Source organism: Lysinibacillus sp. KCTC 33748, assembly GCF_002237755.1.
In the GTDB taxonomy this organism is placed as follows: Bacteria; Bacillota; Bacilli; order Bacillales_A; family Planococcaceae; genus Lysinibacillus.
The window spans coordinates 19,746-38,149 of sequence record NZ_MWSJ01000021.1 but is presented as its reverse complement, the minus strand read 5'-3'; the positions used below and the strand labels follow the sequence as shown (position 1 = coordinate 38,149).

Sequence of the window (18,404 nt, the reverse complement as noted above, 5' to 3'; positions counted from 1 at the left end):
TTCTTTTGTGTACATATACTAGTCCCAATAATTCTTCATTAAATCAGTTGCCCAACTTGGCTGCTTTAATTCACTTTTCGGTAAAAACTCTTTCATGACAGGTTTAATATCAATAATTGGTGTTCCATCAATAGCATCAAGGCCGCTAACGATTAATGTTCTATCCTTTAATTCCAATAATTCTACAACCGTTACACCTATTTTATTAGGTCTATTTTTACCTCTCTGAGCGAAAATACCGACTTCCGGATAATCCTTATTATTTCTTGGATGTCTCGCTTCAAATTGAATTTTCTCATCTGCAACTTTATCAAAATAAAAAATTATTTCTAAATGAGAAAAATCATCAATCCCTTTTAAGGACGATGCATGTATATCTTTTGTCAATTCAACAGTAGAAATGACGTCACCCCAATTGTCATCTTCAATCATTTTTCGACTATTGCTCACTACAGCTACTGGTTTAATACTGTATTCCATACAAAACGACCTCATCTATCGTTGTTTTCACTTGCGTATTTTCCGTTAAATTCCAGTATACTCCAATAATTACCGATGTCAATCTTGGGAGATTACCTGCTTTTATTCTTTATCTACAGTTTTTTAGGGATTAAGTGGTAGTATACCGAACTTAATCCCTTTTATATTTCCTAGCATTATATAAAACTTCACTACCATGTACATTTATTATCCTTCATAAAACGAAATCAGTTTTATTCCCCTGACGTCCCATAGTCTTTTATCGTTATTTTTACCTCACACTGAATCGGTACTTCGCTAAATGTTTGATCCCAATCTTTTTTTAGCTTTTTCCATACTTTTGGATACTCTATTCTCAGTCTTGTTCCAAACCCTGATACGTCCGTTTGATACTCTTTTTGTATCTTCTCTAAAACATTTTTCACAAGACGCTCTACCTCTTTTTCAGTAGCTCTTTCTGCTTTTTTCAAAAACTTATTATCAAATGTTTTCTCAGATAGAACCCAATGCTCAGCAATTCGCCCTTCAGATTCGATTTTTACATTAAATGAGATATTGTCTCCATCAACATGGGGTATAATTTTACTTTTCATTGACAGTATCTCGTATATAATCGGCTGATCTGTCCCTTCATAATAACTTGGTACTAAACCACCTTTGCCCTCTCCTGTTATCCACGTAATACCCTCTAATTCTTTTCCCGTAAGAAAACCCCGAAGTTTTTTAGTTTTACCTTCTATCACAGCTGCACCAGCAAATTTCATTTCTCCATTTTCTGAAGTTACACTTTGCAACAAAAAACTCGCTCTAGAATTTAATTTTCCTTGTAGCTTTGCAAGCGTCATCGGTGGTAGTATCTTTGTCGTCCTTTTATGCCCTTTCATCATCTCAACAAGTTGAAACGCTGGAATTGTAGTTGGTTCGATCGATTCAAGTATATTACTTGCACGATTTTTAGCGATGAGAAGAAGCCCACTTGGTCTCATTTCTATTTCTCTAAGAAAAAAATCCATTGTTTGTGTTAGATTGAATGTACTGGCAAAATTCTCTCCTATGACAATGACCTTTGAATGTTCTGCAAAAGCACGTTTGTCGTTTTTTTCTATCATACTACGTAAAGTGGGAAGAACAGCCTCTCCAGTTTCAGAAACATTTTTGTAAGCTTTTTGTTCCTTTTTACCTTCTTTTGCACCAGAACCAGTTGTCTCTGAGGTAACGAATTGATTGGTAATTGTAATGAGCTCTTTATTAGAGTTATTAGCTTCTTGTTCCTCCAATACCTCCCTAGAACTACTATCTGTTTCTAAATCTAGCGAAGTACCTACAATAAGACCTAAGTCTTCAATTTCTTTACTGCTCCAGCAGCCTGTAAGAAGTAGAAGAGATAACAGCAAACCTAGACGAAATCGTCCCTTCATATTGTTTAGTTTCATGTTTTTCTACCCTTCAACTTCGAAATAAAAAGTAAGATTACTGGAAAAACACCAAATAAGTATAATGCAGCATTCCCAATCATATCACCGAACTTAAAGAGGTCATTGATATTTTTAGGCGTCATAGAAATAATATAAATAATCGGTAACAACCCGAATATAAAGGGCTGTATGTTCTTTTTAAAGAGTTGAGCTAATCCTAAAGCTGCGGCAAAATAGGTAATAGTAAAGGTGGCGAATATTTGCATGATCCAAATCACGAGTAAAAAAGACTCAAATCGTTCAAAGATTAATCCTGGAATTTCAAAACTTCGCATAAGTTCTAATGTAGGCCATGTTCTCGTAACAACTCCATCGATTGATAAAGCTCCTATTACCATTACAACTGTTATGACATAAAAGATTAAAGGAATCGTTAAGCCTACAAGGACGACTTTTACTGCTTTCGTCTTCTCTGACTGCTTCATTAATGCGACAAGCAACAGCATAATTTCAGGACCTAAAAATGCAAGGGTCGCTGTCTTTACTCCTTTTAATACTGGCATGACTCCCAATCCTAATACCGGACGTAAATTATCTATTTCAAATATGCCCATGCTCATTAAAGCGACCAATAAAAAGAGGACAAACGTAATAGGAAAGATGATTTCAAATAGTCGAGCAATCGCGTTAATTCCACTACTAATCAAATAAAGGCCTATCCACAAAAAGGGCAAAATGATTGCCCAAGTTGGAGTACCTTCGAGCAAAAAGATTGAGGTTACTTCAGCCATTATTCTGACTTCAAATGCTGAAATTGTAATAAAATAGACTATAATAAGTAAACTTAAGAACCAACCTGCCCATTTTCCTACAATATCTTGGCTATATTGATAGAAGGTTTTATCAGGATATTTTTGGCTTAATTTCACGATAATCACGGCTGCGATTATCGCAATAATCCCTCCTAAAAAAACACTAATCCACACATCCGGTGATTTGACCTTTTCAACAGATGTTCTTGGCAAGGTAAGTATTCCTGTAGCCAAAATATAATTAACGAGGACAACAACTGCTTGTGAAGCCGTAATTTTGTCTTGTGAATTAATCATCATGCCAGTTTATTTCCTTTCCTAGTGACTAATCTTGACGGCTAGAATCTTTTGAATGCAACATCTTCGGACGACGTTTCATCATCATCAGTGGCATACGAACCATAAAGTCTTTCCAATCACTTGCTCTATAAGGAACCGTCGGACTAACAAAAGGGATGCCAAAACTCTTCAACTTCACCAAATGGCTGCAAAGAAGTAAGAAAAACAGTATAACCCCATATAAACCAAATAAAGCAGCAAAAAACATTGCTACGAAACGAAGCATGCGCAACGAAATTCCCGCATTATATTGCGGAATAGCAAAGGAAGAAATAGCTGTTAACGCAACAACAATTACCATAATGGGGCTAACAATCCCTGCTTGTACCGCAGCTTCCCCAATAACAAGCCCTCCGACTATTCCCATTGTAGGACCAATAGGCTTAGGCAAACGAAGCCCAGCTTCTCGTAAAATTTCAATAGCTACTTCCATAATTAGTGCCTCAATTATTGCAGGAAACGGAACACCTTCCCTCGTTCCCATCATAGACAATGCTAGCTTAGTTGGAATTAAGCCCTGATGAAACGAGACAAACGATATATAGATGGATGGTGCAAAAAGCGTAATAGCTGCAGCTAAATAACGTAATAGTCGAATGAGTGTACTTGGCAACCATCGTTCATAATAGTCTTCTGGTGATTGCAATAACATACTAAATGTCACTGGCACGATTAATGCAAAAGGTGTCCCATCTAATAAAATTGCCACTCTTCCTTCCATCAAGGCAGCAAAAACACGGTCTGGACGTTCCGTATTCTGGACTTGTGTAAAAGGGCTGAGATAATTATCTTCGATTAGTTGCTCTACATAGCCCGATTCCGCAACATCATCAATATTAATTGTTTGAATTCTTTTCTTAACCTCTTCGACCAAGTTCGGGTCTGCAATCTCTTTGACATAGGCGATAACCAATTCTTTTTTTGTACGTTTACCTACTTGAAAATTGATAATTGATAAATCACTATTTTCACCATGCTGTCTCAAAAGAGCCGTATTATCACTTAACGTTTCTGTAAAGCCTAACCTCGGGCCTCGAACCAATGCTTCCGAAACCGGTTCTTCAATATTGCGCGATTTTTCTTTGACTGTCCCGAGCATTAATACATTTGGCATTCCATCAATTATCAAGGCGGTCGAGCCTGCTAATATTTTGCCTACAGATTGCTTTACATCATACTCTTCTGTGAGGTCACTCACGGAAAGAACTTCATTTTTAATAAACTTCTGTAAAAAGTCTCCTTTTTCATATAAAGACTCCTGCTCATCTTTTTGTGAAAAATCCCCCATTAAAGATGTCAAAATATGTTTATCAATCAGCTCTTTATCTGACAGTCCATCAAGAAAAATAATCGCTGCACGTATGTCTGTGTTCCCTATGTGAAACTCCCTAAAATGCACATCCCAGTTATGACCAATCTCTTTCCTAACAAGTTCAACATCTAAGTTGAAATCGCCCGTATAATAATCATATGACTCTTTGGAAGACGACTCTTTTTGATATTCCAACTCATTTTTTTGTGTAGTTTGATCTGTCATTTTCACCATGTCATCGTCATTCATCTCTTGTTTAGATACTATCCCATTAAACAATTTGAAAATAATATAAGGAATGAAAAATACAATAAAACCTTGCATAAATACTTTCCATTCTGGAATGTAGGCTAAGATCTTTTCCCACATATTTAACACCCTCTTAAGCTGATAATAAAGCGGATTACAGCTATCACTATTTATATAGTTCCATCATTATCTAAGCAACGGCATTTTAAACTTATTTCATTCAACATTCTTCGCAAGATATGAATAAGGTTGCATTTATGTTGAAAATTCCTTTTGCGTAAAAAACAAAAAAATCTTTTGCCATTGTTGTGCAAAAGATTTCTCTTATATGGTGAACACTATTAATTACAAACTACTAATAAATTACATTAAAATATTGTCCTATATATGATATGGTATATTATCTACAATGCTATTTTAGAAGGTGGAAAACATGCTAGAAGTAAGTGAAAGTAAGTTAGCACAATATATTATACATTTTATTGACGATACACTCGTGTTAGGTGAAGAATCATTATCACAACCAGAGGTTATGCTAGAGGCAGCTTTTACACAGCTTGCGTTTAGCAAAATTGATTTGGAGCAGCAATTTGAATTTTTTCACGAAACAGATATTGGGTTAAATGAGGTTTACACATATGTGAGAGCAATTTTTGAGCAAGAGAATAGTTTCCTTGAACAATCAATAAACATTGCTAAACACTTACATAGTGTATCTCAGCACCCTAACATTAAAAGTGGCGAATTGTTTATTGGATTATTTGACAATTGTTTTCTGTCTACAGAAGCTAAAAAAATAATCTCCATCGTTAAAATTGATGAAAAAGAAATGTTTTTAGATGTAAAAAACGACCAAAACAAAATGGTTATAAATGGTATTGATGGCATCAATGTAAAGAAAGTCAACAATATGACCATCATCGTAGATATGGGGCCGGAACAGGCACCTGCTGTCTTTATGAAAACGAAAAGGAAAGAAGATATTATCTATTGGCAAGAACGTTTTTTAAAGATTAAAGCTGCAGATGAACATTATTATAAAACGAATTTAGCCTTAACAGAATGCAAAAAATATATTTTAAAAGAAGAAAGCTTTACAAATACTGAAAAGCTAGGTCTCTTAAATAAAACGCTTGATTATTTTAGAAATGAAGAAGAATTTCAAGTAAATAATTATATTGAAACAGTGTTTGAAAATGCGGAGCCAACACAAAAAGACATTATTATCAATTCGGTAAAACCTTATGAGACTGTTATTTCTGAGAGCGCACTTGAAAAGGCTAAAAAAAAATATAAACGTAAAATTAAACTCGACTCCAATATTGAAATCCAGGTAAATGTACAGGATATCGAGCAAGTAGATGAACTAATTGAAGTAGGCTACGATGAATCGACAAATCGAAAGTTTTATAAGATTTATTTCCAAGAAGAACTATAATTACATGTATGAGCCTCTCCTAGTTTAGGGGGGTCTCTTTTTTTGCGCATCACAATAACATGTGATTGATTTCCGTTCCGACTTGGCGCTTTGTAGCTGCCGCTTCGCTTTCGCTACGCACCAAATTTGTTAATGTGTTACAATTTAGTTAAATTTAAAATAGGGGGGTCTTTTTAAAATGTCCTATGTTAACGATTTACAATATTATATAGATAGTTCTTCAATCGGGATTTTACTTGAACTTCTTTTGGTGACAACTTGTATTTCAACTATTATTTATGTAGTAACTAAAAATCAATATATTTCGTACTTATCGTCTGCGCCAATATTCTATTTTCTTTCAATGCTTTTGTATCACAATTCCCACTTCATTCTGCTTGTATTAGCAATGACAGTACAAGCCTTAGTTATTTTATTTATCCAGAAGAAGGACCTACTAAAGGTAATTTCAATAAAAGACAAAGCTCACGACAATATTTAAGATGATAAAATAAAGGACTTGTTTTTATGATTTATCAACAAGTCCTTTTACTCTTTTAAACTTCTAAAAAACCACCTTATACTCTTCCATATTGCAATGCTCTTGCCCAATCAGATCTATTTTGGGCTTCACTTTGTTTAATAACGTCCATAGTATCATAAGGGATGCTTACCTGCTCAATTATCCATTCACCATTCCTTTTTTCTACAACTGTATAATTCGCAAATGGTGTGCCTGATTCAATCTTATAATAGAACGGTTCAACCTCTTCATAAGCAGGCAAACCGACACTGCCTGGATTTATAATAATTTTATTAGGTAAATAAACAATCGTTGGTAAGTGGGAGTGACCACAAAAAATAATATGTTGAGGTATATCTTTTACTAAATTCATTATTTCTTCTGTTTGTTTTAATGTAACACCATCTGGCGTAATTTCATTCAACATATACAGCTCATCATTTTCAGGTGATGCATGACAGAAGTAAAAGTCATCTGTCTGAATTGAAAATGGAAGGCTAGTTAACCAGCATTTATGTTCCTCAGTAAGCATGTCTAGTACATATTGAACGGTTGGATTTTCAGATGAAGATTGCAATAATATCCGATCACAATTCCCACTTATACTTTTCATATCTATACGCTTTATCATTTCAAATGTCTCTAGCGGGAATAACGGTCCATAAAGAGTGTCACCTAAATTATAAACGCAATCGATATTTCTATTTTTCACATCTTCTAACACTGCTTTTAATGCATCTTTATTTCCGTGAATATCTGATATAACGGCTATTTTCACAATATCCTCATCCTCATTTATTTCATTTTACATTTCCGGAGCATCCATACCGAAATTTGCCCATTCCTCTTTAGCCGGACCATAGATGCCAGGGACAGCTAACCCCGCCTGTCGCATAAGAACCGTCATTTGTCCACGATGGTGATTCTGATGTTGAATCAAGAACATTAAAAGTATACCAATTTGCATGTCTTGACCGAAAAATTGGATATGCTCGTGAAGGGTTTGATCAGTCCAATTTGTTTTTACCGCTTGCACAAACGCATTATTAGCTTGAGAATAGCTATCTGCAATAAATTGTGCTGAAGTAGGAACAGGATAATCTTTAGTTGGAGCATCAAATGTTAAACCTGTATTCGAAGTAATAATGCGAATTGCAGTGACCGTATGCCAAGCAATACGTCCTAAAGTCCAATTTTCAGACGTTATTTCCTGCTTTAGTGATTCATCAGTTAAATTATTCAATAACTTCTGCGTACAATCGGCTTCAAACTCCCAAGACTTAAAAAAACCATTTAATGTCTGATACATAATAATCCCCCTCTTACTTGCGTTAATAATTTCCTTAAAAATGACGCCAACATATAAATGATCCCACCGTAAAGGAACTGATTATTTTTACAGATTAGTAGAGTTTATCAATATAATCATTTAATTGTTGTTGATTCATCGATCCCTTTATCTTGTTCTTTAATATACCTTTAGAATCAAAAATAAAAGTTGTTGGATATGCCACTACTCCAAATGATTTTTGAAGTGTACCATCTAAATCAAGAAATATAGGGAAATTTAAATTGTATGACTCTTGAAATTCCATAGCATTTTCACTACTATCAACAGAAGTTGTATTAATCGCTAACAGCTCAACATTTTCAGATTTATTGTTATAAAATTCCCTAAATTCAGAAGCCTCTTCTTGACAAGGTCCACACCAAGATGCCCAAAAGTTAACGATTAAGACCTTTCCCTCGTATTCTTTAAACGTTGTTGTTGATTCGTCTAATCGTGTTAACTTTGCATCAAAAGCAAGCTGTTTCGTTCCATCCCCATTTTCTACCAACGGGTTAACTGTTGCTTCTTCTTTTAGGAATACATCTTTCAAAACAATTCCAACAAGTAATACGATTAACAAAACGGAGAAATATAAACCTAAACGCTTTTTAAATTGCATAAATGATCACCTAAATTACCCTTTAAATATTATTTTTCTTCAAGCATACCTAGATTGAATTTTGATAGGATACTATTAACTTTTCTTTGGCTTTTTGACCAGCTAATCCTGTTTTAAATAATTCAGTAGATTTTTGATGATCTACTATTTTTGTAAATTGTTTTAATAAGTTTTCTATTAAAACATCGGGCATCTCGCCTGCGCTTTTATCTGTGTCTTGTCCCTTTGGTAATTTGACTTCTTTAATCATTATTCTTTCACCATCTAATTTTGTGACATAATGACGAATATAACCATTTTCTTTTTTAATTTCATATTTCGCTTTACTCTGTTTATGTTTATCTAAAAATAAATTTGGAGATAGTCCATTTAGTTCATCTTTTTTTATTGTATTTATGTAATTATTATTTGTAGATGGGATCATCATTCTATTGACCTCCTTCACTAATTTTTTTAGAGGATACCCATTTTAATTCGAGTATCAATCATTACTTACTTTTACCATTATATAAATAATTTACCACATTAATCAATTCCCTAAATTCGCTCTACTCTATAACCGCAACGAGCCCTTTAAAGACCTTCGTTGACTCATTATGTCATAGCATGAAAAAATACCCAACTATTATTGACTTCATTTTTTTCTGGTGGTACATTTACTAAACTAAATTTAAATATTTCCAAGGGGTTGAAATTGATGTAAATAACTATACATTTAAGGCAAGTATAAGGAAGCTTATTGCTACGAACATTTTTATGATGAAGAAAACCCTATTATTGGCTTATAGGGGATGCAATAACAGTGGAAGTCGATCTCTAATCCAGTTTTAAGTACGGATGGTGGGCTAATTGGCAAAAGCCTGCGCACGCCATCACATATTTTAAAGGAAATGGGTTATTCAAACCTAAGAGGGCAAAAAAATGGACCAACAAATTTTACATGATGATAAAAAGCTACAGAAAGCTTTTTTTAACTTTCTAATACCTGTAATGCTAGCGAATGTGCTGCAATCTTTAGGGCAAGTCTTTGGCATGTTTATAGTTGGGCGTAATTTAGGAGTTGATGCGCTAGCAGCGATTTCAGCATTTTTCCCATTCTTCTTCTTTTTAATGGCATTTGCTATTGGAATTGGCTCTGGTAGCTCGATTTTAGTAGGGCAAACATATGGGGCTGGCAATCATGAGAAGATGAAGGAAGTTGTTGGGGTAACACTAGCCTTCACGACGATTATATCCATTGTCGTCGCAATTTTTGGTGGCTTTTTCATTGAATGGATTTTACGTTTTATGCAAACACCTGCAAACATTTTAGATATGAGTATTAGTTATGCTCAAATTTTATTTTTCACCCTACCGATTATGTTTTGGTATATGGTGTACACTACCTTTATGCGTGGTGTAGGTGACTCTAAAACACCTTTTCTATTTTTAGTTATAAGCGTTATTTTAAATATTGCATTCCTACCACCATTAGTTTTTGGCTGGCTTGGTCTGCCTGAATTTGGCTTAAACGGCGCTGCTTATGCCTCTGTTTTATCCAATCTAGTAACGATGTTATTATTATTTGCCTACTTGCATAGAACAAAGCATATTTTGCGCTTAGACAAATCGGTATTACAGCACTTTAAATTAAAGAAGGATATTTTAGCTTCATTATTAAAGTTAGCCATTCCAGCAAGCATTAGTATGGTTGCGATCTCTGTAGCAGAAATTGCTGTAATAGGTTTCGTTAATGTTTACGGCTCCGATGCAACTGCCGCTTACGGTGTTGTCAATCAGGTGGCTAGCTATGCACAGGTGCCTGCGATGAGTATCGCGATTGCGACATCTGTATTTGTGGCGCAAGCTTTAGGGGCTAACTCCACAGAAATGATTAAAAAAATTCGTCAACTAGGTGTGTTTATTAACTATATTTTAGGTGGTACGATTATTTTAATTATGTATTTATTTGCGGAGCCTATTTTATCTTTTTTTATTGATCAACAGAATACGGTACTGATCGCAAAGAATTATCTATATATTGCATTTTGGAGCTATTTAATTTTTGGCCATACACAAACAGTTTCGGCTACAATGCGTGCTACAGGTGTTGTCTTATGGCCTACAATTTTCCTAGTTATCGCGATTTGGGTAGTCGAGGTGCCATTAGCGTTTGTTTTATCGCACTACACTACATTCGAGCTAAATGGTGTTTGGTTAGCTTACCCTGCTGCCTTCTGTGTGCATTTTGTATTACAATACGCATACTTCAGGCTAGGCTGGCAAAAACGGACATTAAAAGCAATGCTAAGCGATTAATCATTAAAATTGCTGTAGACAAAGCCACACATTACTTTGTCTACAGCAATTTTATAAGTATTTCAAGCTTCCACCGGAGGAATTATTCCCCAAACTAATAAGAGAAAGAGTACTAAACCAATTAAAAAGAATATAACTGACGTAATAAATATCGGACCTAGTTGATAAGTAAACTGTTCCCTTTTCTGAATTATGCCTGTTTGCCCACTAACTTGAGATGCAAATAACCTAGTCATAGCTCCACCACTACTCGAAAAGTAAAAAGTGCCACCAGCAAAGGCTATACCAGTGAAAAACATTATCTCAATAAACCTTACGGAGAAAAATGAAGCAATAAAATACGTAATTAAAACTTCTACAATAAATGCCACTATCATAATAATTAAATTTTTACTACGCATATAAACTCTCCCCCCTAAATTTTATACATCCTATTACTTTGTATACGATTAAACAGGAATTAAGTTCCATTTTAAGTTAAATTTCATTACTATTTTTTCGCTTTCTTTTTTCTGTTAATGGGAAAGAAATTAAATTAATGTTTGATGAGTTGAATTTTGAGATGGAATAAAAACAGGTAGTGCTAACCCACTTTTTTCCACTTTCTATCACTTCCTTTTATGCATAAAAAAAGGCATCCTATTGAAAGGATGCCTTTTTATGGTTACATCATTAAAATTAAAGTTTTACGATGTTTGTAGCTTGAGGTCCACGTTGACCTTCTTCTACTGAAAATTCAACTTTTTGACCTTCTTCAAGAGTTTTGAAGCCGTCACCTTGGATAGCTGAGAAGTGAGCGAATACGTCATTTCCACCTTCTACTTCGATGAAACCGAAACCTTTTTCTGAGTTAAACCATTTTACTGTACCTTGTGTCATTTGAATGACCTCCATTAATTGTATTAATTAAAATCATATTACCAAAAGAAAATTCACATATTACAAAAAGCATCAAATAAAACACGATTACTCTTTGTAATATGTGAATTTATTGTTCTCTTGAAAACGATTTTATTAATTATACTATATATAAAAAAATCATATTTGTCTAGTGCAAAAGCTAAATTTTTTTAAAATCTATTCACAAACCAACTTACTCCATTACTAAAATCAGTTCAACTAACGAGGTACAGTAACGATTTTAGATCAACAAACCTCGTTAATTGAAATCGAAATAACCACTCAATACCTTTAAAAATGTTCAGCGCAAGCGTTGAATCACTTAGATTAATGAATGCTGAATCCTCTTTGAACTACTCAGCTTCTTTTTAAGATTTTGTCCTGCGTTAATTTCTCTATCATAATGTGTGCCACAAGAATATGTTACAATGACTTTTGTTTTAGTTATCATTTGAAATGAGGTTTAACAAATGAGTTTTATTAAGCTAACGCATGTCGAAAAAGCATATAATGCCCAACCACCTGTATTAAAAGATATTAATATTACGATTGAAAAAGGTGAATTCTTTGTATTAGTAGGTCCATCTGGTTCAGGTAAAAGTACACTTCTGCGCCTTATTGCTGGCTTAGATAAAATGACGAGTGGCACAATACAAATAAATGGGGACACATTAGATATGGCTTCCCCTCAAGAACGAAATTTATCAATGGTTTTCCAAAATTACGCACTATACCCACATCTAACAGTGGAACAAAATATTTTATTTGGTTTAAAAAGAAAAGGCGTTCATAAACAAGAGCAGCAGAAACGTTTGCAAGAAAGTGTTGAATTGCTAAAGCTGACAGATTATTTACATCGAAAACCAAAAGCTTTATCCGGAGGTCAACGTCAACGTGTTGCTCTTGCACGTGCTATCGTAAGCCAATCTCCGCTGTGTCTGATGGATGAGCCTTTATCCAATTTAGATGCACAATTACGAACGCAAATGCGGACAGAAATCAAACAACTACAAAAAAAATTGGGCTTAACAACTATTTATGTAACCCACGATCAAACAGAAGCGATGACCATGGGGGATCGAGTAATGGTTTTACATAATGGATGTATTCAGCAAATTGGAACACCTCTAGAATTGTATAATCAACCCAAAAATTTATTTGTCGCAAGCTTTATAGGCTCTCCAGCTATAAACATGGCAAGTGCAGTTCTAGAAGATACTACGCTCATTATTGAAAATCAATTTAAAATGAAGCTTTCAAGCGGTGTTTATGCACGTTTACCTCAACATACACCATTATCAGTCTGCGTTCGGCCTGAGCATCTCCAAAAAGGAGACGTTTTGCATCTTCCTATAGTAAATATTGAACAGCTAGGACATGAAACGCATATCATTGTCCGATTGGCAGATCAAACATGGACAATTAAATGGAGTGGCCAACATAGCTTTAACATCGGAGAAACTCTTTCTCTCCAGCCTCAACACCTACTATTTTTTGATGCTGAAACTGAAGTATTATTATAATTTCCCCGATTAATGTAAAAAAACTTGCCTTTTCGGTAAGTTTTTTTCACACCATGCATTATTAAAGTGTTTCATATATAACGTGTCCCATTTGACTGACGTCATAATCTCCTAATGCGACTACTTCCGCTTGGAAATCTGGTGAATTTAAAATCTCTTTTACCGTTTCAAGCAGCTGTTGATTTTCGGGAGTTTTTAATAGGACAATATCATATCGTTCTCTAACAAGTGGTATAAAGTCAACATCTATAAGTTTTGATATTTTTTCAATGCCTATTCCAATGTCTGCATTTCCATTTGCGACAGCAGAAGCTACATCTATATGGCTCATTTCTTCTTCATTATACCCTTCAATTGAGGATGGAGATATGTGATGAATGCGTAATTGCTCATCTAGGAAAGTACGAGCACCTGAACCTTTTTCACGATTCATCAATTTTAGTGTTTTAGTCTTAAAATCATCCATTGATTGAATTTGCATTGGATTTCCTTTTTTCACATAAAAGCCTGCTTGGCGTGAAATCAGATTGATAAGAATATAAGAGTGGCTTACAAAAATCTTTTTCAAATACGGTGTGTTATAATCCCCTGTATCACCATCGTACAAATGTAAACTAGCAATATCACTTTCCCCATTATACAGCCCCATAATACCATTAAAGCTACCTTCATGAGAGCGCAATACTTTATTCGATTGTTTTTTCTCTATATATTTTCCTAATAAGTCTAAAGCTAAGTCTTGTCCGCTAATAATAACTTTTTTGTTTGTAGAAGGAATAGTCGAGGTAGTAGATGCGGTAGTAGTTGCTCCTGACTTGCTCTTTTGTATATATAATTGTAAATCGGTTCTATCTACGCGCATTTGTCGACCTACACGAAAAACAGGTAAATCTCCCTTTTTCACTAAATCGTAGATCGTTAATTTTGAAACCTTTAATAATTGAGCAACCTCTTCAATCGTATAGGAATGTTCATGTGGCATGTAAAAAATCTCCCCTTATGCTTCTATTGATTACAATAGTAACGTAATTATAATATATTTAACATCTTGAATGTTTCTAACGATTTGGTATTTCTTTTTTAGACATAACTAATTATAATTAGTTATGTCTTGTTATAACGAGTTATAAAAGGAGTATAATCAAAGTGAAAAAGTATTATAATTTGATAGCTTCATTGTTACTACTAGTCAGCATTTTAGCAGGCTGCAGTAGCCAAGAAAACAGCAACAAAACAAAAGAGCCCGTTGAGTTAACGATTTCCGCAGCAGCTAGTTTACAAGAATCATTAGAAGAGCTTCAAAAAGCATATGAAAATGAACACGATACTATTAAAATCACATTTAACTTTGGTGGCTCTGGTGCATTACAACAACAAATTTCAGAAGGTGCTCCTGTTGATCTTTTCTTTTCAGCAGCAGAAGATAAGTTTGATGAGCTAGTTCAAGAAGATTTAATCGATAAAAAACAAGGAACAGATCTTTTAGCGAACGAATTAGTATTGATTGTTCCTAAGAAAAATGAAAAACAGATTCAATCATTTGAAGACGTAACGAAAGCTGATAAGATTGCCATTGGTACACCTGAAACGGTTCCTGCTGGCAAGTACGGTATAGAAATATTGAAAAACATGAAGCTTTTGGAACATGTAGAATCAAAAGTAGTGTATACAAAAGACGTACGACAAGTTCTTACATATACAGAAACTGAAAATGTCGATGCAGGCCTAGTTTATAAAACAGATGCTCTTGTATCAGAAAAAGTCGATGTCGTTGCTACAGCCAAAGAAGATATGCATACACCTATTATTTATCCTGTAGGTGTTATCAAAGATAGTAAGCATGCAAAAGAAGCGGAAGATTTTTATCACTATTTACAAAGTGATGAAGCGATGAAAGTATTTAAAAAATATGGGTTTCAAGGGACTCATTAATAGATGAGTACTGATTTCTGGTCACCTCTAAAACTTTCTATCGAAATAGCTCTTGTGTCAGGAATAATTGTGATAGTAACTGGTATTCTATTTGGTAAATGGATGGCAAAACGTATGTTCAAAGGAAAATTATTTCTAGAAACAGTGTTACTTTTACCACTAGTATTGCCCCCTACTGTAATAGGGTTTCTTCTAATTATTATTTTTGGTAAGAACAGTGTACTAGGTAACTTTATTACATGGCTTTTTAACCAACCCGTTATGTTCACATGGTGGGCGGCAGTCATAGCCTCTACTGTCGTTGCATTTCCTTTAATGTATCAATCAGCAAAAACCGGCTTTGAATCTGTTGATGAGGACATCGAGAACGCTGCACGTGTTGATGGTGCAAAAGAATGGCAAGTCTTTTTCTTTATTTCTATTCCTCTTGCATTAAAATCAATTGTCTCTGGTGGAATTTTAAGTTTTACACGAGCTTTAGGTGAATTCGGTGCAACCTTAATGTTTGCTGGTAACCTCCCAGGCAAAACGCAAACGACGCCACTTGCTATTTACATGGCGATTGGTTCAGGTAACATGTCACTCGCTTGGTCATGGGTGATTTGTATGATAGGTATTTCCTTCCTTATGCTTCTGAGCGTTCATCTCATAAAGGCATAAAGTAAAACTTTAACCAGTAGAGTATCTTCCCCTACGACGAGCTTTTTCTGGATCAAAATAATAAAAGATGTAGTCGGTTCACTAAACTGGACCAACTACATCTTTTCTTTTTACCCTCCACTAATGGGTGGAATGAACGCGACTGTATCCCCTTTTTTTACGACCGTTGCATCTGTTGCAAATTCCTCATTTACCGCTGTCATAACATGTTGTAAAGAAACCTGTGGATATTGTATTTCCATCCATTCTTTAATTTGTCCAATTGTTCTATCTGACAGGTCTACACATAATTTTGACTCGCCTATACTTTCTTGTAAGTGAGCAAATAATAATATGTTAATCACAAGATTCCTCCTCACTGATTGATGGATTTCCTTTTGGATAAGGGACATTTTCTAATTGATCACCAATCCATTCGGTCCCATCTTCCCAATACTCTTTTTTCCAAATAGGCACAATTTGTTTTATACGATCAATAGCATATTCATTTGCTTCATAGGCTATTTTACGATGTGGTGATGAAACCGCGATTACTACGGCAATATCCGAGATTTCTAAATGACCAACACGATGTGTAATGGCTACTTTTGCTTCTGACCATCGCTCTTGTATTTCTTTAGATATTTGTTCAAACATTTTAATAGCCATAGCTGGATAAGCTTGATATTCCAAATGTAGTGTTTTCTTTCCTTTTGTCATTTCACGTACTGTTCCGATGAAAACAGTGATCGCACCAGCATTTCGATCTGATACTTTTTGTCTAACTTCTTCAACATCAATTGGTTTATCAATAATTTCAAACAACGATGTAGTCATGATTTCTGCCTCATTTCTTGCATTAAAAATTTTATATATTGTTCCTTCTCATGAATTGAAAAAGTTGGGTAATCTAGTGGTTTATTTAGTGGATAGGTTGGCCAATAAAGAACACAGATGATATTACTTACTTTTTGTAGCAAAGATTCATCTTCCGCCTGGCGCAAAAGAACAACCTTCGGAAAGTCTTCATTTTTATAGCCTTCAATAAAAATGATATCCATCTTAAATGTTTCATAAATAGCTAGTATATCAGCAAGCTGCCAGTTACTTTGGTGAATACTCATGCGCAAAGTACCTTCTCCCTCAACTGCTGTGACACTTGCACCCGCTTTCTCATGACGAACACTATCTTTTGAACTTTCGATCATAGGGATACCACCATGTCCATGGTGCTTGATTGTTCCTACCCGAAAACCATCTATGGTAGCTTGTGTAATGAGCTGTTCCATTAACGTCGTCTTGCCACTATTTTGATAGCCTATGATTTGTAGGATTTTTCGATGTTGTCCCATGGCCACTCACTTCCCTGCAAATCTTCTAACATTAAGACAACAACTTGCATTCCTTTTTCGTATCCACGTGATCCACCTGGTAATACAATAAAGGCATTAGCTTCCGCTAAAGAAGAAACCGCACTAGATTTATCAAAACCAGAAGGAACTGCAATTAATTGACCGTTTTCGTACGAGGCATTAGCACGTACAAAACGAGTAAACGGATTCGGTTTTTTAAAGTCCGCACCTAAAACAGCCTGCTCTCTACGTAGATGTGGTTGCTTATTACCGAATGCTGTTCGAATAATAGGTCGGGTAAATAGTTCAAACCCAACATAGCAAGCTGATGGATTACCTGAAAGTCCAAATAATAATTGACCATTTCGAGCCGCAACAGTTGTTACACTACCTGGTCGCATTGCCACTTTATTAAACAGTACCTGTGCGTCAATGGCTTCATAAATGGCAGGTAAGTAATCGTAATCGCCTACTGATACTCCTCCTGTTGTAATCAATATATCTACTTCCTGAAGAGCTTTTTCTACAGCTTGTATACATAAATTTAACTCATCGCTCAATTTACCAAAATATTTGACGGTTGCCCCAGCACGTTCAATTTGAGCCATTATCATATAGGCATTACTATTACGAATTTTCCCTGGCTGTAAAGCATCACTTGGTTCTAGTAATTCACTTCCTGTTGCAATAACGCCTACAATTGGTTTTTGAAAAACGGGTACTTGATCATAACCAAAAGTAGCAAGTAATGCGACAACACCCGGATTGATGTATTGTCCTTTTTCAATAAGAATTGCGCCTTTTTGAACGTCCTCACCTTTATAGGAAATATTTGTTCCTGCTTCATAAGAGCGTTTAATTGACATATAACGTTGACCGTCTTCTTCAAAGGTGCGTGCTAATTCTAGCATAACGACTGCATCGCAACCGCGTGGGATAGGAGCTCCTGTCATAATGCGCACCGCTTCTCGATCACCCACTGCTCCCTCAAATACATAGCCCGCCCCAATTTCCCCTACTACTTTGAAGGTTACTGGATTTTCTGAACATGCTTCCTGACTATCGACCGAGCGAATAGCATAACCATCATATGGTGAGCGATCAAATGATGGTACATCTTGGTCAGCTGCAATATCTTCTGCTAAAAAACGTCCATGTGCTTGCTGTAGTGATACGGTTTCTACTTTTTCTAGGAATGCAAACTGCATGACCCGTTGAACAGCTTCCGCAACAGCAATTGGTTTTCTTTTTTCTAACATTTTAG

The 18,404-nt window shown here is 35.1% G+C and carries 21 protein-coding genes; 6 read left to right on the top strand and 15 right to left on the bottom strand.

What is annotated here, in order from left to right; all coding sequences use genetic code 11:
• Positions 1 to 18: 18 nt before the first annotated feature.
• From tsaA to B1B04_RS19810, 4 genes are all read right to left on the bottom strand, one after another.
• Complete coding sequence (tsaA, locus tag B1B04_RS19825) at positions 19 to 480, bottom strand: tRNA (N6-threonylcarbamoyladenosine(37)-N6)-methyltransferase TrmO (protein ID WP_079563102.1); 462 nt, start codon at positions 478 to 480, stop codon at positions 19 to 21.
• Positions 481 to 713: 233 nt separating this feature from the next.
• Positions 714 to 1,913: a Ger(x)C family spore germination protein gene (locus B1B04_RS19820; RefSeq protein ID WP_079563101.1), complete on the bottom strand. Its 1,200-nt coding sequence runs from the start codon at positions 1,911 to 1,913 to the stop codon at positions 714 to 716.
• Entirely contained in the window at positions 1,910 to 3,007 is a 1,098-nt protein-coding gene (locus tag B1B04_RS19815; protein ID WP_079563100.1) for a spore germination protein, read from the bottom strand. The genes B1B04_RS19820 and B1B04_RS19815 overlap by 4 nt, the downstream gene beginning before the upstream one ends.
• A gap of 25 nt (positions 3,008 to 3,032) precedes the next feature.
• Positions 3,033 to 4,727, bottom strand: coding sequence for a spore germination protein (locus B1B04_RS19810; protein ID WP_079563099.1), 1,695 nt, complete (start codon positions 4,725 to 4,727; stop codon positions 3,033 to 3,035).
• A 313-nt stretch (positions 4,728 to 5,040) separates the two neighbouring features.
• Here B1B04_RS19810 and B1B04_RS19805 point away from each other — a divergent pair, with 313 nt between their 5' ends.
• Together B1B04_RS19805 and B1B04_RS19800 are read left to right on the top strand one after the other, a co-directional pair.
• Positions 5,041 to 6,045 (top strand): nucleoid-associated protein, encoded by a 1,005-nt coding sequence (locus B1B04_RS19805; protein ID WP_079563098.1) that lies wholly within the window; start codon positions 5,041 to 5,043, stop codon positions 6,043 to 6,045.
• 178 nt (positions 6,046 to 6,223) lie between these two features.
• Entirely contained in the window at positions 6,224 to 6,526 is a 303-nt protein-coding gene (locus B1B04_RS19800; protein ID WP_079563097.1) for a hypothetical protein, read from the top strand.
• A gap of 76 nt (positions 6,527 to 6,602) precedes the next feature.
• Here B1B04_RS19800 and B1B04_RS19795 read toward each other — a convergent pair whose 3' ends face one another.
• The 4 genes from B1B04_RS19795 to B1B04_RS19780 all read right to left on the bottom strand — a co-directional run bounded on the left by B1B04_RS19795 (position 6,603) and on the right by B1B04_RS19780 (position 8,923).
• The gene (locus B1B04_RS19795) at positions 6,603 to 7,325 is read right to left on the bottom strand and encodes a metallophosphoesterase family protein (protein WP_079563096.1); all 723 of its coding nucleotides are present in this window, start codon (positions 7,323 to 7,325) and stop codon (positions 6,603 to 6,605) included.
• 27 nt (positions 7,326 to 7,352) lie between these two features.
• A complete protein-coding gene (locus tag B1B04_RS19790; protein ID WP_079563095.1) occupies positions 7,353 to 7,856 on the bottom strand; it encodes a DinB family protein in 504 nt (167 codons plus the stop codon).
• A 94-nt stretch (positions 7,857 to 7,950) separates the two neighbouring features.
• Positions 7,951 to 8,496: a TlpA family protein disulfide reductase gene (locus tag B1B04_RS19785; protein ID WP_079563094.1), complete on the bottom strand. Its 546-nt coding sequence runs from the start codon at positions 8,494 to 8,496 to the stop codon at positions 7,951 to 7,953.
• Positions 8,497 to 8,545: 49 nt separating this feature from the next.
• Positions 8,546 to 8,923, bottom strand: coding sequence for a hypothetical protein (locus tag B1B04_RS19780; protein WP_079563093.1), 378 nt, complete (start codon positions 8,921 to 8,923; stop codon positions 8,546 to 8,548).
• Positions 8,924 to 9,417: 494 nt separating this feature from the next.
• Between B1B04_RS19780 and B1B04_RS19775 the strand changes: the two genes are divergently transcribed.
• The gene (locus B1B04_RS19775; protein WP_079563092.1) at positions 9,418 to 10,794 is read left to right on the top strand and encodes an MATE family efflux transporter; all 1,377 of its coding nucleotides are present in this window, start codon (positions 9,418 to 9,420) and stop codon (positions 10,792 to 10,794) included.
• A gap of 62 nt (positions 10,795 to 10,856) precedes the next feature.
• Here B1B04_RS19775 and B1B04_RS19770 read toward each other — a convergent pair whose 3' ends face one another.
• The gene (locus tag B1B04_RS19770) at positions 10,857 to 11,195 is read right to left on the bottom strand and encodes a hypothetical protein (RefSeq protein ID WP_079563091.1); all 339 of its coding nucleotides are present in this window, start codon (positions 11,193 to 11,195) and stop codon (positions 10,857 to 10,859) included.
• Between the two features lie 277 nt (positions 11,196 to 11,472).
• The gene (locus B1B04_RS19765) at positions 11,473 to 11,673 is read right to left on the bottom strand and encodes a cold-shock protein (protein ID WP_053484870.1); all 201 of its coding nucleotides are present in this window, start codon (positions 11,671 to 11,673) and stop codon (positions 11,473 to 11,475) included.
• A gap of 491 nt (positions 11,674 to 12,164) precedes the next feature.
• Between B1B04_RS19765 and B1B04_RS19760 the strand changes: the two genes are divergently transcribed.
• The gene (locus B1B04_RS19760) at positions 12,165 to 13,217 is read left to right on the top strand and encodes an ABC transporter ATP-binding protein (RefSeq protein WP_079563090.1); all 1,053 of its coding nucleotides are present in this window, start codon (positions 12,165 to 12,167) and stop codon (positions 13,215 to 13,217) included.
• A 61-nt stretch (positions 13,218 to 13,278) separates the two neighbouring features.
• On the opposite strand, the gene B1B04_RS19755 is transcribed toward B1B04_RS19760, so the two are convergent.
• Complete coding sequence (locus B1B04_RS19755; protein ID WP_079563089.1) at positions 13,279 to 14,199, bottom strand: helix-turn-helix transcriptional regulator; 921 nt, start codon at positions 14,197 to 14,199, stop codon at positions 13,279 to 13,281.
• A gap of 164 nt (positions 14,200 to 14,363) precedes the next feature.
• Between B1B04_RS19755 and modA the strand changes: the two genes are divergently transcribed.
• Both modA and modB read left to right on the top strand, forming a co-directional pair.
• Entirely contained in the window at positions 14,364 to 15,149 is a 786-nt protein-coding gene (gene modA / locus B1B04_RS19750) for a molybdate ABC transporter substrate-binding protein (RefSeq protein WP_079563088.1), read from the top strand.
• Positions 15,150 to 15,152: 3 nt separating this feature from the next.
• Entirely contained in the window at positions 15,153 to 15,809 is a 657-nt protein-coding gene (gene modB, locus B1B04_RS19745; protein ID WP_079563087.1) for a molybdate ABC transporter permease subunit, read from the top strand.
• Positions 15,810 to 15,919: 110 nt separating this feature from the next.
• Here the strand turns inward: modB and moaD are convergent, their stop codons facing one another.
• The 4 genes from moaD to B1B04_RS19725 are packed head-to-tail and all read right to left on the bottom strand — an operon-like array spanning position 15,920 to position 18,399.
• On the bottom strand, positions 15,920 to 16,153 hold the full coding sequence (moaD, locus tag B1B04_RS19740) for a molybdopterin converting factor subunit 1 (protein ID WP_079563086.1): 234 nt from the start codon (positions 16,151 to 16,153) through the stop codon (positions 15,920 to 15,922).
• Positions 16,146 to 16,625, bottom strand: a complete 480-nt coding sequence (locus B1B04_RS19735; protein ID WP_079563085.1) for a molybdenum cofactor biosynthesis protein MoaE — start codon at positions 16,623 to 16,625, stop codon at positions 16,146 to 16,148. Before B1B04_RS19735 ends, moaD begins: the two co-directional genes overlap by 8 nt.
• Positions 16,622 to 17,146, bottom strand: coding sequence for a molybdopterin-guanine dinucleotide biosynthesis protein B (gene mobB, locus B1B04_RS19730; RefSeq protein ID WP_240518350.1), 525 nt, complete (start codon positions 17,144 to 17,146; stop codon positions 16,622 to 16,624). Before mobB ends, B1B04_RS19735 begins: the two co-directional genes overlap by 4 nt.
• Positions 17,107 to 18,399: a molybdopterin molybdotransferase MoeA gene (locus B1B04_RS19725; RefSeq protein ID WP_079563083.1), complete on the bottom strand. Its 1,293-nt coding sequence runs from the start codon at positions 18,397 to 18,399 to the stop codon at positions 17,107 to 17,109. Before B1B04_RS19725 ends, mobB begins: the two co-directional genes overlap by 40 nt.
• Positions 18,400 to 18,404: the final 5 nt, after the last annotated feature.